The sequence below is a fragment of the Roseibium sp. MMSF_3247 genome (assembly GCF_030733765.1).
In the GTDB taxonomy this organism is placed as follows: Bacteria; Pseudomonadota; Alphaproteobacteria; order Rhizobiales; family Stappiaceae; genus Roseibium.
On record NZ_JASHII010000002.1, the window covers coordinates 984615 to 998186 of the forward strand.

At 56.5% G+C, this 13572-nt stretch carries 10 protein-coding genes; 1 reads left to right on the forward strand and 9 read right to left on the reverse strand.

What is annotated here, in order from left to right; translation table 11 throughout:
- Positions 1-10: 10 nt before the first annotated feature.
- The 9 genes from RBB44_RS09880 to RBB44_RS09920 all read right to left on the reverse strand — a co-directional run bounded on the left by RBB44_RS09880 (position 11) and on the right by RBB44_RS09920 (position 11729).
- Positions 11-1024: a HupE/UreJ family protein gene (locus RBB44_RS09880; protein WP_306147197.1), complete on the reverse strand. Its 1014-nt coding sequence runs from the start codon at positions 1022-1024 to the stop codon at positions 11-13.
- Positions 1017-1895, reverse strand: a complete 879-nt coding sequence (locus tag RBB44_RS09885) for a peptidylprolyl isomerase (RefSeq protein WP_306147198.1) — start codon at positions 1893-1895, stop codon at positions 1017-1019. The genes RBB44_RS09880 and RBB44_RS09885 overlap by 8 nt, the downstream gene beginning before the upstream one ends.
- 9 nt (positions 1896-1904) lie before the next feature.
- A complete protein-coding gene (locus tag RBB44_RS09890) occupies positions 1905-2513 on the reverse strand; it encodes a hypothetical protein (protein WP_306147199.1) in 609 nt (202 codons plus the stop codon).
- Between the two features lie 2 nt (positions 2514-2515).
- Positions 2516-3112, reverse strand: a complete 597-nt coding sequence (locus tag RBB44_RS09895) for a HupE/UreJ family protein (RefSeq protein WP_306147200.1) — start codon at positions 3110-3112, stop codon at positions 2516-2518.
- Between the two features lie 161 nt (positions 3113-3273).
- Complete coding sequence (locus RBB44_RS09900) at positions 3274-5514, reverse strand: TRAP transporter fused permease subunit (protein WP_306147201.1); 2241 nt, start codon at positions 5512-5514, stop codon at positions 3274-3276.
- Between the two features lie 102 nt (positions 5515-5616).
- Positions 5617-6606, reverse strand: a complete 990-nt coding sequence (locus RBB44_RS09905; RefSeq protein ID WP_286183631.1) for a TAXI family TRAP transporter solute-binding subunit — start codon at positions 6604-6606, stop codon at positions 5617-5619.
- A 258-nt stretch (positions 6607-6864) separates the two neighbouring features.
- Positions 6865-8208: a sigma-54 dependent transcriptional regulator gene (locus RBB44_RS09910; protein WP_306147202.1), complete on the reverse strand. Its 1344-nt coding sequence runs from the start codon at positions 8206-8208 to the stop codon at positions 6865-6867.
- The gene (locus RBB44_RS09915) at positions 8205-10085 is read right to left on the reverse strand and encodes an ATP-binding protein (protein WP_306147203.1); all 1881 of its coding nucleotides are present in this window, start codon (positions 10083-10085) and stop codon (positions 8205-8207) included. The genes RBB44_RS09910 and RBB44_RS09915 overlap by 4 nt, the downstream gene beginning before the upstream one ends.
- A 30-nt stretch (positions 10086-10115) precedes the next feature.
- The gene (locus tag RBB44_RS09920; RefSeq protein ID WP_306147204.1) at positions 10116-11729 is read right to left on the reverse strand and encodes an FAD-dependent oxidoreductase; all 1614 of its coding nucleotides are present in this window, start codon (positions 11727-11729) and stop codon (positions 10116-10118) included.
- Between the two features lie 278 nt (positions 11730-12007).
- Between RBB44_RS09920 and fumC the strand changes: the two genes are divergently transcribed.
- Positions 12008-13405 carry a class II fumarate hydratase gene (gene fumC / locus RBB44_RS09925; RefSeq protein WP_306147205.1) on the forward strand — a complete coding sequence of 466 codons (1398 nt, stop codon included), beginning with the start codon at positions 12008-12010 and terminating at the stop codon, positions 13403-13405.
- Positions 13406-13572: the final 167 nt, after the last annotated feature.

The following is a 13572-nucleotide window of genomic DNA, read 5'->3' on the forward strand; positions in this document are numbered from 1 at the left end:
GCGCGGGCACTCAAAGACCGCCAATCGCCGCTGTTCGCTCCAGGGTCCAGTACATCGCAAGCGTTCCGATCACATAGGTTGGAACAAGCTCCGCCCATCTTGGAAATCCGAAGCGGAGGGCCGTGAGCAGGTTGAGCGCGATCAAGATCACGAACACAAAGGCCAGTTGCCCCAGCTCCACGCCAATGTTGAAGAACAAAAGGGCGATCGGGATCTCATTTGGCGGCAGGCCGATTTCCGAGAGCGCACCGGCGAACCCGAGGCCATGCAAAAGGCCGAAGGCAAAGGCAACGATCCAGGGATACCGGTAGGTCAAACTGATCCGGCCACGGGCCGCATGGACGATCTCGACACACAGAAAAACGATTGACAGGGCAATCGTGGCCTCGACCGGCGCGGACGGCAGGTTGACATAGCCGAGCGTTGCCAGCGCCAGCGTAATGCTGTGCGCGATGGTGAAGGCGGTGATGGTCTTGACCAAACGCCAACCGTTGCGCACGACAATCATCAGCGCGAACACAAACAGAAGATGGTCCAGCCCTTCGAGGATGTGCTCAAACCCGAGCTTCGTGTACCGGGAGGCTGCCTTCACGATGGATCCGGACCCGGCAAGATACTCCTCAAGATCAACAACAATGGCATCGCCCTGGCGTGAGGCGAGCCTGGTGAGGGGCTCTTGCTCGAACCAGCGCACGGTCAGCAAAGCGCCATCGCGTTTCCATGGGAGGACGAGCTGGTCGTCAGACGTCAGAGCTGTTTCGCAAGTGAATCGGAACAGCACCAGATAAGACCCACGTTCTCCGCGCGGCGATTCCTCAAAGGCGCACCGGTCCGGCAAGATGGGTGTCGTGATCGCACTGGAAAGGCGCTGTGGAACCTTTGAGAGGAGCTGATAAGTACCTGGAGCTGTTTCGATCAGCTCGGCTTTATCGACACCCAGCGAGTGTGCTGATGCCGATGCGGGCCACAACCAAGCCGCCAATACCACCAACACAAGCGCGGCAATCGGGTGTGCCTTAGTCATTCGGCCCGCCCTTAACCGGCTCGACCACAACAAGATAGTTCTGCCGCATGTCGTCCAGCGCTGCATCGAGCAGCTCGTTGGATTTTGCCGACAACCAATGCGTTGAAATCCAGTCTTGGGCCAATTCATAAGTTGGCGTGCGCGGCGGGTTCCGGTTGATCACGCGAAGAAAATGAACGGACCCCGTTGGGGATATATAAGGACCGCGCCAGTCCTGGTCGTCTTCGCTGACCGAGAGCAAGTCCTTGGCAGGTTCGGTGCCAAAGAGGCCTACAAGCCGGCGTTGATCAATAAACCGCAAACGGTACCCGAGCCGGGTATCAAAGTCCCCGAGAGTGGAAGGATCTTCGGCCTGATTGAGCACATCCAGAATTCCCTCTGGCACAGTATCCGGGTCTGAGAACATGACATGGTTCAGATCGAGGCTCGGCGGACTGGTAAAGGCGTCCAGGTTGGCCTCAAAATGGGCGCGCAAGTCGTCTTCGGACGGTTCGGGTATGTCGCTTCCAATAAAAAAGCGCATGTTTTGCAAAAGCAACGCCCGAACCCGGGAGCTGTCGGTGAACCCACGGGCTTTTGCTTCCCGCACGAGGATTTCCTCCTCGATGAAAGCGTCGACAATGCGCTGCTTGTCGTCATCGCCCAACGGTCGAAGGCGGAGGTCCTCTTCCTGGGAAAAGAGATATCTTTGGGCTTCCGCATCAACAACGATCACCTCCCGCTCATCTCCGCCAATGATGCCTTGCGCAACAAAGAGACCAGCTGCCAGAAGGACGAAATGCAATAACGGTTCGCGGAGAAACCGCCGTAGAAGCGAGGCTTTAGGTGGTTTGTCTTCTTGAGGCATTTCGGCAGATGCTTGTGAGGTCATACGTCTTCCTTAGAGCGCTGGCGCAGAGGAATCTGGTGCAAACTGTATCGCCAGCATCATGGATGAAACAGCAGCAATCCAGGCAGCTGCAATCCGGAATGCGACCGGCAGCATGGCCCATTGAACCCGTTCATTGAGCACGACGACACATCCGGACAGATAGAGCATCAAGATATTGAGCCCCGCCAAGGAACCGGTCATCGTCACGAAACTATCCCACCAAAGTCCTCCATCGGGCACAGACATTGTCCCGAGAAGAAGGCCCGCGATTGCAACACATATAGCAGCGGCAGGAAAAATCCGGTTGGCGGAGGCCGCTGCCAAGGCACTGGTTGCGATGGCGACGGTGTAGGCCAGCGCGTCTGACACTTCACCGCCGGACCAGAACAGACCGGCGAAGGAACAGCCGAGAAAGGCTGCCAGCAACCAGCGCACCCTGTCCCTTGGAAACCCGCCGATCAAAAGGCCCGCACTGAGGATCAAAAGGATCTGTGCGGGTGATGAGAAGGGATGCAGCAAGCCAACATAAAAGCCTTCAATCCCTGGAACCGGGCTATGGGCTTGCACTGCCCCGGTTGAGACCAAAACAATTCCAAGACCAAGTCCGGCTGCCCGCATTCTCAGACAGCACCCACCAGAAAGGCGACGCCCGCCAGGGATATGACACCGCCGGCACTGCGAACAGCGATCCGGCCCGCCGGCCATTTGACGAGAAGACCGAATGCGATCCCGATCATGTGCAGCATGCCGGTCGCAAGGACGAACCCGATCGCATAGGCAAAGACATTGGCGGAGACGGGCAGTTCCGTTCCGTGGGCATAGCCATGGAAGATTGCGAACAGCCCGACGATAACAGTTGAGACCCAGATCGGCGCTCGAACTGCCAGCGCGATCATGAGGCCCAAGACGACAGCTGAAAGGGCTATCCCGGTTTCAACGGCAGGGATCGGAACACCGAGAATGCCAAGTACGGCTCCAAAGGCCATCACCAGCGGGAAGACGATCGGCAGAATCCAGATCGAGGGCGACCCGAGGAAGACGCCCCACAATCCAACGGCCACCATCGCCGCCACATGATCCCACCCGAGGATTGGATGCGCAAACCCGCTGATGAACCCGCCACCATATCCATGACCAGTATGCGCCAGCGCAGGCGCCGCCAACGCCACAGAGACAAGAACAAAAACGCTAGAAAAAACAGTGGCTCTGGAACGCATTGAATGACCCTATACGAAATTGGATTGGTATCTGCGTCTTGCAACTCTAACCGAAGGTTGATCCGTCAGATAGGGCGGGCACAAACTAAAAAAGCCCGACCAAATTGGCCGGGCTTTTGTGTTGAGTTGGGCGTTCAGAATTTGGCTTTACGCCTCATCCGTTAATCCGCGCCGCGGACCGGAATCGCTGCATCCGGTTTTGGATGAAAGATCCGCTGTACGGCGAACACAGCTGCTGCGATCCCGACACCAATAAGGTCGGAGATGAGCCCGCCCTCAATCATCAGGAGAGCCGCAGCGGTCAGACCAATGCGCAGGAACCAGGCCGCTACCGCTCCCAGAAACCAGCCTTGAACAGCCGACGACAACAGGAACACGCCAACGACCGCTGTCAGAGCCGCGCGACCGATATCCAGCACCGAGCCATCCATCAACAACGCGGAATTGTAGAAGAACATGAACGGTACGATGAAGGCTGCGATGCCAATTTTGAACGACGCGACCGAGGTCTCCATCGGGTTTGCCCCCGATATCCCGGCTGCCGCGTAACTGGCCAGCGCCACGGGCGGCGTGATCGCCGAGAGAACCGCAAAATAGAACACGAAGAAGTGCGCGGTCAGAAGCGGAATGCCGAGTTGAACAAGTCCCGGCGCCACAACGGATGCGGCCACCGCATAGGCGGCTGTCGTCGGCATGCCCATCCCGAGCAGGATCGAGATACACATTGCAAAGAACAGCGCCAACAGCTGGCTGGTATCTGCAAGGCTCAGGAGGAGCGCTGAGAAGCGCGCGCCAACACCAGTCAATGAGATCACACCCACGATGATACCTGCGCAGGCACACACGGCGATGATTTGCACCGACATTGTTCCGGCGATCTCAAAGGCCCTGAAGATGGATCTTGGCCCCATTCTGTACGGTGTAAGCCACGATACGACGGCCGCTGAAATGGTTGCCAGAGCGCCCGCGCGGATCACCGAGTAGCCCATGAAGAGGGCGTAGATCAGGATGATGATCGGGATGAACAGATAAACCTGTTTAACCATCTGAGCGAACTTCGGCAGTTCTTCAGATTTCATCCCGCGCATGCCGAGTTTGGCAGCTTCGAAGTCGACCATGAAGTAGACCGAAACGAAGTAAAGCACGGCCGGGATCAGGGCGGCTATAGTGATTTCCGTGTAAGGAATGCCGGTGATTTCCGCCATGATGAACGCGCCTGCGCCCATGATCGGCGGCATGATCTGACCACCGGTTGAGGCAGCCGCTTCAACAGCGCCTGCGGTCTTGCGGTGGTAGCCGACCTTCTTCATCAGCGGAATGGTCAGGGAGCCGGTGGAAACCACGTTCCCTGCGGACGTTCCGTTGATCATCCCCATCAGACCGGACGCAAAGATCGCAACCTTTGCCGGACCGCCGCGGGCGCGGCCTGCGGCTGCGAAAGCGAAGTTGACGAAGTAGTCGCCCACTTTGGAGGCCTGCAGGAAGGCTGCGAAAATGATGAAGAGAATGATGTAGGTCGACGAAACAGCGGTCGTCGGGCCGAGGATACCGGCGTCCGTATAAACCTGGCTGAAGAACCGCTGCCAGGTAATTGGCGGTGAATTCAGGAAGCCTGGCAGTTTGTCTCCGATGAAGACGTAGCCGAGAAAAACAGCGGCGATCACCACAAGGGCCATACCGGCGACGCGCCGGGTCAACTCCATGATGAGCGCGGTGCCGGCAACCGCTGCGATCGAAATGCCGATCGGTGCAAACGGTGTGCCGGTCGAATTCCGCATCAAGGTGCCGTAGATCGTGATCAGGTAGGCGGCTACAGCTGCCCCACAAACTGCGAGCACGACATCCGGCGCCGCGAACCCTGACCGGACGCGTTGATGGAACCAGGAGAGGATGATGCCACCGGCTGTGGCCACGATCAGTGGCAGGCCGAAAAGGTAGGTTTCGCTGAACTTGATGCCTTCATCAATGCCATTCCACATCTTGCCATTGGAAATTTCAGCGGCGAAGGAGAAGGCCATGCCGAGCGAGAACAGGGCAGGGATCATCAAGGCATAAGCGACATAGCCAAGGACTGGTGTTTCCTGACCCTTTTCAGGAAAATCAATCCGGCCGGCAAACAAAAGAAACCCAAGCGCGAGCGCACCGGCGACGTGCACGATGCGGAAGTTCCAGGTTTCCATCGGGAACGTCGGCAGGAACGGGATAACAATCCCGGTCCATTCGGAGATCGAGAGGCCGTTCAAGGCCGCCATGTGAAATGCGGCATAAAGCGCAGCGAAGGACGTAATGAACATGAGGGATTTACCCTCAAACAGGCGCCGGTTTACCTCAACCGGTTCCTCATCGACGCCGTGCGCGATCAGATGATCGTCGTCTTCGGCTGGTGTTGTCTTGTCGGTCATGGTCCCCCGCGCCTCCAGCTGCGTCAGCCAGAGTTTATCTTGTCGTTGAAGTAAGGGCCGCGCAAGTCCCGCGGCCCTCCTTTGGTTTTTATGAAGACAGTCTTAGTTGCCGTGGATCATGTCGGCCGGAATGTCGGCACCAGCATTTTCCGTGAACCACTCAGCTGCACCCGGGTGCCACTTCAGAACTGTGTTCTTGGTCCAGTTTTCAGGCAGCGTGGAACGTGCAGCCTTGTGGATGTTCACCATACGGTCGTTGTCGGACATGACGACGTTGACTGCTGCCTTGACGAAGGACGCCGGCAGGTCGCAGTTGGCGACAGCGAAGTTCCACATGGACACTGAACGCGCGTCGTTTTCCAAAGTCGTGTAGGTGTCAGAAGCAATTGCGAACTCTGAAACCGGGAAGGCTTCCAGGATCTTCGCACGCTCTTCTTCGGTGAACTCGATGATGTTGATGTCGGTCTGGACTTCGAGTTGGCTAACGGCCGGAACCGGAACGCCTGCTGCGAATGCAATCACGTCCAGAAGACCATCCTGAAGCTGGCCGCCAAGGTCGGACCACCCGCCGTTGCGGCGCTCAAAATTCACGCCAAGCTCTTCCATCATGCGCGGGAAATAGGTGTCGGACGTGGAACCCGCCGGGCCGAAGCCGATCTTTGCGCCATCCGGAATGTCCGCAATCGACGTAATGCCGGAGGAAGACAGAGCCGTGATTGAGAACGGGGTCTGATACATCGGGAACATGGCGCAGGCGTTGGTCATCTGCAGGCCCGGTGCGATCGGGTTGGTGCCGCCGAGCGATTCTGCTGCCGGGCCCATGGTGGTCATGCCGAACTGTGCGTCACCGGTATGAACCAGAGCCATGTTCTGCATCGGGCCGCCGGTGACTTCACCGCCGCCGGAAATGCCGAGTTCTTCTGCAACCAGGTTTGCCCAGCCAGAACCGTAAGCGAAGTAGGTGCCGCCCTGAGAAGCGGTGCCAACGGTGAAGCTTTCAGGCCAGCCAGTGCGATCCTCATCCTGAGCAAAAGCGGACGTCGCGGTCATAGCTGCGATTGCAACCGCGCCAGTGATCATGGTGAATTTCATGAGTTCCTCCAAAGATTATTGTTCCGAGCGGAACGGGCACGGAGTTTTTGCGGATTCCTGCTGACCAAATTGAACTGGACCTGCGCTCCTCCCAAAGCGTGCCGCCCTGTAATCAAGTGCGAACGGATAAAAAGGCAAGCTTGCGCGCCCCAAGAAATGAAGTTTGTCTTTAGGGAAGGGGGTATTTGGGTGGAGACGGTGACAAAGCGGTCAAGTCGTGTCCCGAATAGGTGACACATCTTGGAGTCAGATCAAAATTTAGATTTCTTCAGAATAGGCTTTCCGGGAGAGATCATGCTTCTGCATCTTCTCATAAAGCGCCTTTCTCGAAATCTTGAGCGCCTCATAAGTCTCCTTGATGCTGCCACCATGGGCCGCAAGCGTTGCCGCGATCAAAGCCTTTTCATGTTGGGCCATGTGATCAGCAAGACCGAGGTCTTGGTGTTCATCGTCGCCATGATCAATGCCAGAGGCGAGCCCCAGAACAAACCGATCGGCGGCGTTGCGCAGTTCGCGAACATTTCCTGGCCAGTCCTGACTGACGACTTTGGCCAAAACACTATCCGGTATTTCGGGCAGTTCTCGCTTGAAGCGGGTTGCCGCGTCTGAGACTAGTTTGGAAAACAGGAGCGGGATATCTTCCCGGCGGGCACTGAGAGGTGGCACGGTAACCGTCACAACATTGAGCCGGTAGAGGAGATCGGACCGGAATCGGTCGGCGGCCGCTTCCGCAACAAGATCCTTCTTGGTGGCTGCTATGAAACGGACATCCAGTTCCACCGGTTCATTTGACCCGAGCCGTGTGACCACCCGGTTTTGGATGGCATGCAGGAGTTTTGTCTGCAGCGGGAGTGACAGACTGTCGATCTCATCCAGAAGAACCGTCCCGCCGCGGGCGGCCTCAAAGCGCCCGGTTCGGGCCCGCATGGCTCCCTGGAAGGCTCCTGCCTCATGGCCGAAAAGTTCGCTTTCAACAAGATTTGCAGGAAGCGCACCGCAATTGATGTGAACAAACGGCATGGATGCACGCGAACTGGCTTCGTGGATTGCCCGGCTGGCGACTTCCTTGCCGACACCGGTATCGCCAGTAATCAACAGATCCACATCGGCAGCCGCAACAGCGCTAACTTGATCTCTCAAGGCGCGCATAACCGGGCTGCGACCGTGCAAAACCCCTTCGACGGCATCCCGCGCGCCAACCTCCCGGCGAAGCGACCGGACTTCGACGGTCAAACGGCGTTTGTCCAGTGCGCGGCGCACGGTTTCGACCAGGCGGCTCGGGGGGAACGGCTTTTCAATGAAATCATAGGCTCCGTCACGCATCGAGCTGACGGCGAGTTCGACATCGCCGTGGCCGGTCACCAGAATAACCGGAAAACTCGGATCGATTTCCAAGACCTTGCGCATCAAAGTCAGCCCATCGGTTCCCGGTAAACGAATGTCGGTCACGAGAATACCGCGAAAGTCGCGTGTTACGTGCTGCAGCACTTGGTCGGCATTGGGGAAACACTCAACCTCAAGGCCTTCCAGCTCCAGGCTTTGTTTGGCGGTGAAACGCAGATGTTCTTCGTCATCGACAAAGAGTATTTTTTGAGCACTCATTCGGCGGCTGTTTCCTGCGCGCGGATTTCCTGGTTTTCGTTGGCGGTCTCGTCAGCCAGAAGGAGATCAATCGAAAACACGGCGCCGCCCTCATCATGATTGGAAACCCGGAGCGTTCCTCCGAAATCCTTGACGATGTTGTATGAAATTGAAAGGCCCAACCCCATGCCTTCGCCCGGCTGCTTAGTTGTAAAAAAGGGATCAAAAACCTGGCCCATTTCCTCTTCCGAAACCCCGGCGCCGTAATCCCGGACCGACAGTACACAAGTGTCGGCATCTGTTCGAAGGCCAATATCGATTTGGACGGGTTGCCGATCTTTCATGGCATCAAGTGCATTCGTCAGGAGATTGACCACAACCTGTTGCAGGCGGATATGTCCGCCCATGACCCAGACCTCTTCATCCGGCTGAGCGAAATTGAGCTTTGCGCCGCTCCCCCGGAGCCTTGGTTGAAGGAGACCAATCGCGTCATTGACGATCTGTACCAGAGGGACCGGCCGGACCTTTTCCATCGGACGGCGTGCAAAGTTGCGCAAATGCTTCGAGATTGACGCCATCCGATCTGTCATTTCAGAGATACGGCTGATGTTTTCCCGGGTTTCAGGTGTCCTGTTCCTTTCAAGAAGCTTCAAAGCGTTTTCCGCGTAAGACTTTACCGCGGCAAGCGGTTGGTTGAACTCATGGCTGAGCGCTGCGGACATCTGACCAAGCGCTGCCAGCTTACCCGCTTGCACCAATTCTGTCTGGGTTTTCCGCAGCCTGGTTTCAGCTGCCTTTCGTTCGGCAACTTCTTCCAAAAGCTGTGCATTTGTCCGGTTGAGATCAGCGGTCCGTTCTTCCACCCGGACTTCGAGCTGTTCCTGTGCTGCCTGCTGGGTCAGCAGCCGTTCAAGAAGTTGCGCGCGCCGCTGGATATAAAAGGCGACGGCCAATCCAATCAGCATGATCCCGAGGACAAGGATCAAAACCGCCGCAAAGGCCTGTGTTCTTGCTCTGGTGGCGGAAACCAGGATCCGTACATTCCACCCGGCGTCAGAGATGTATTCCGAGCTGCTGATATAGCGGTAGCCACTTGGTTCATCCTCAATCTTGATGAGATTGAGATCCTCCGTGAGTGGCTTTACCGTGTTGACAAGGGGAAGAAGCCCATCCGCCGGGTATTGCCGGTTCGCCTGAATTTCAGCGATTTCGGTTCTTGTCAGCGGACGTAGGGTGCGGAAATGCCAATCCGGCCGGCTCGCCATGAAGACGACACCACGCAGGTCAGACACGATGATCTGATGATCTGCGTTGCGCCAGGCTTGTTCAAACCCATCAACTGTAAACTTGACGGCGACCACGCCTATGACACGCTCATTGTCTTCAATGGGAGCCGCGAAAAAGTATCCACGTTCCCCGGATGTTGTACCAAGTGCAAAGAAGCGGCCGGTTCCGCCTTCAAGTGCCTGCGTAAAGTAGGGCCGGTAAGCAAAGCTTCGCCCTACAAACGACAGCTCCTTTTGATAGCTACTGGCAGCGAGCGTTATGCCGGAGACATCCATCACATAGACATCTGAAGCCTTCAGCCGGTACGCAGAGAGCCGGAGGTCTTCGTTGACCCGCTTTAAAAGTTCAGGGTCTGTCGGGGATTTCAGGAGAGCAACCAGGCTCGGGCGCTCGGCAATCAGCGAGGGCAGGGGTTCATAGCGCTGCAACGCACCTTTCAACCCTTCCACTGTCAGTTTCAGGGTTGCTTGTCCCCGCAGGCCAGCCTGTTTTTGAAAATACGTCTCAATGACGGGTTCCGACAACACGGCAACGATTGCGGACAACAGCACGAACCCGGCGAGCACACGGCCGGATGTTATCTTGAACAGTTTCGACTGTCGTCTTGGCATACCAAGAGCTTTCCAAAAAAGGCCTACGCTTCAATTACCTTGCACATGTTGCCACACGTGGGAAATCACAACAGATCCTTCACCCACGGCCGAAGCAACACGTTTTACCGAGCCGGCTCGAACATCACCAACGGCAAACAGCCCAGGACACGATGTTGCATATTGTGATTTTTCGCCAACTTTATCGCCTGTAAGCACGAAGCCGCGTTCATCCAGGTCACAGGTTTCTGACAGCCAGTCTGTGTTGGGGGCTGCACCCACCATGATAAAGGCAGCGGGACAGTCCAGGTTCCAGTCCTCTCCATTCCGGTCGATCACGACTTTTTCCAGCGCGGCGTCTCCTTCCAGCGCCTTGATCTGGGACTTGTAATGGATTGTTACAGACGGGTCAGCTTCGAGCCTTGAAAGAAGATAGTCCGACATGGATTCAGCCAGACTGTCGCCCCTGATCAACATGTGGACATGGCACGCTGCTCTGGACAGATACATCGCGGCTTGCCCGGCGGAGTTGCCGCCTCCCACCACGACGACATCAGCGCCGCGGCAATAGCGGGCCTCCATATCCGTTGCGGCATAATAGATACCGGTGCCCTCGAATTCTTCCAACCGGTTGAGCGGCAAACGGCGATACTGGACACCGGACGCAACGACAACGGCCTTGGCGCAAATTTCCTTGCCATTGTCCAACGTGACACAGAATGTCCCATCGGCTCGCCGTTCCAGTTTCTCCGCCCGCCGGGGCCGCAAAAATCGTGTGCCAAACTTGAGCGCTTGCACTTCGCCCCGCCAAACGAGATCTGACCCGGAGATTCCGGTCGGAAAGCCCATGTAATTCTCGATCCGGCTGGACGTCCCGGCCTGCCCCCCAATGGCCAGATCCTCGACAAGCACCGCGGATAGACCTTCCGCTCCTGCATATACGGCTGCTGCAACGCCTGCCGGTCCGCCGCCGACGATAAGGACATCTACTGTTTCATGGCATTCAAAGTGTTGCGCCAGACCCAAGAGTTTTGCCACCTTGGCAGGTGTGGGTTGGTCGACAACCCGGTTTTTGCCGAAGACAACGGCCGGCTGCCGGCCGCTGAGCTTGCAGCTCTGCGCGATTTCATCCGCGTCTTCAGACCCGAGATCAATCATCTGAAACGCGATCTTGTTCCGCGCCGCAAATTCCGCAACCCGCCTGACATCGCGGTCAACATCTGCACCGACTAGCTTCAGCGACGTGTCGTGCTCTTCAACCTGGCGGCGCCGGCGCGCAGCAAAAACCGAAATGATGATGTCCGACATCTCGGGTATTCGCGACATGGCCGCAAGCATGTCTTTCCGGGAGACAGAGATTAAAACCGTGTCTTCCTTGGCGCGCAGCGGTAGCGTATAAGCCCCGCCATTCAAAAACGTAATTTCTCCAATGAATTGATCCGGTCCAAGCGAGGACGGCAAGTAAGCCTCCCGCGTGTAGGTGTCGATTATCTCGACACGCCCTTCTAGGATATAGAGGAACCGGTCCATCGGGTCGCCAACTTCGGCGATCATTGTGCCAGCATCCAAGCGGACTTCCGTTCCCAGATCCCGGATTGCCTGGACATGGCTTTGGTGAAGAGGCGTTCGAGCCATTTCCCTCAAGTCACCAGCAAAGCTTTCCATATTCAGGTCCTTCGATTGAAGCTCGGGAGTGGCGTGCCTTCAGCACTACCCCCCGAAGAGAAACCTTTCAATATGCAGAACGGCTATCAGTGGTTGTCATTGGATTTCTGGTACCCGAAAATTTCTGTACGTTTGAGCCACAGGTTGTCGCCCTAATTTGGATCTGAGTCGAACATCTTCCAATACACACCCAGAACCATATTTTGCGCAGTCTCTGGAAACTGTTCACCAGCGAGACCAACTAAGCCCAACAGGCAGTTGCGACTAACGAGGTGAACATGTCTCACAATGTCCGGACCGAAACAGACTCTTTTGGGGCACTGGAGATACCCGCAGATAAGTACTACGGCGCCCAAACAGCCCGCTCCCTGATCAATTTTCCGATCGGCGGGGAGACGATGCCACGTCCTCTCATCCATGCGCTGGGTGTCATCAAGCAGACGGCTGCCCGTGTGAATGCGGCTCAAGGAAAGCTTGATCCGAAATTGGCGGACGCGATTGAACGGGCGGCGTCGGAAGTCGCCGCCGGAAAGCTGGACGATCATTTCCCTCTTGTCGTCTGGCAAACCGGTTCGGGCACTCAGACCAACATGAATGCAAATGAGGTAGTTGCAAACCGCGCAATTGAGCTGCTTGGCGGTGTTGTCGGCTCCAAAACACCAGTGCATCCGAATGATCACTGCAACATGAGCCAGTCTTCAAACGACACCTTTCCAACTGCCATGCATATTTCTGCAGCTACGGAAATCAAAGAAAAGCTGCTGCCCGCACTGGCACATTTGAAGTCCGCTCTGGAGAAAAAAACGGAAGAATGGGCGCATATCGTCAAAATCGGCCGAACCCACACCCAGGATGCAACGCCCTTAACCCTTGGCCAGGAGTTCGGCGGGTACGCCGCTCAACTTGCCCTTGGAATGGAGCGTATCACCGAAGGGCTCAACGGGTTATATGCGCTGGCGCAAGGAGGAACGGCCGTCGGGACAGGCCTTAACACGAAAAAAGGCTTCGACACTGCATTCGCCGCCGAAGTGGCCGCGATTACCGGTCTTCCGTTTCGAACCGCATCCAACAAGTTTGAGGCGCTTGCAGCGCATGATGCCTATGTCTACGCACATGGTGCGCTCAATACGGTCGCGGTATCCCTGTTTAAGATCGCCAATGACATCCGGTTTTTGGGGTCTGGACCGCGGTCAGGGCTTGGCGAGCTGGCGTTACCGGAAAATGAACCCGGCTCCTCCATCATGCCGGGCAAAGTCAATCCGACCCAGTGCGAGGCCGTGACCATGGTGTGCGCACAGGTTCACGGTAACCAGTCAACGATTTCGTTCGCCGGAAGCCAGGGGCACTTTGAGCTGAACGTCTACAAGCCCGTGATGGCTAATGCGATGTTGCAGTCGGTCAAGTTGCTGGCCGATGCCTCTATCAGCTTCGCAGACCGATGCGTGTCCGGAATTAAGGCAAATGAGGATAATATCACCCGCCTTATGGAACGGTCCTTGATGCTGGTAACCGCGCTCGCTCCCGCGATTGGCTATGACAAGGCCACGGAAATCGCCGAGACAGCTCACAAGAACGGCACATCCTTGCGCGAAGAAGCGCTCAATCTTGGCTATGTAACGGAAACAGAATTTGACGCACTTGTGCGCCCTGAAAAGATGATCGGCTCGAGCGTTTGACAGATATCGGCTGCCTCGGCCGACATTCTCGCGATGATCATCGAAAGAGAGTGGCGGAGGGGGTGGCAGTCACTTTAAACGCGTAATTAATTGAAAAGTAAAATATAAGTCGGTGCAATAATGCGAATATACCCGGTTTTGTACCCGGTTTCGAACAAAAAGAAACC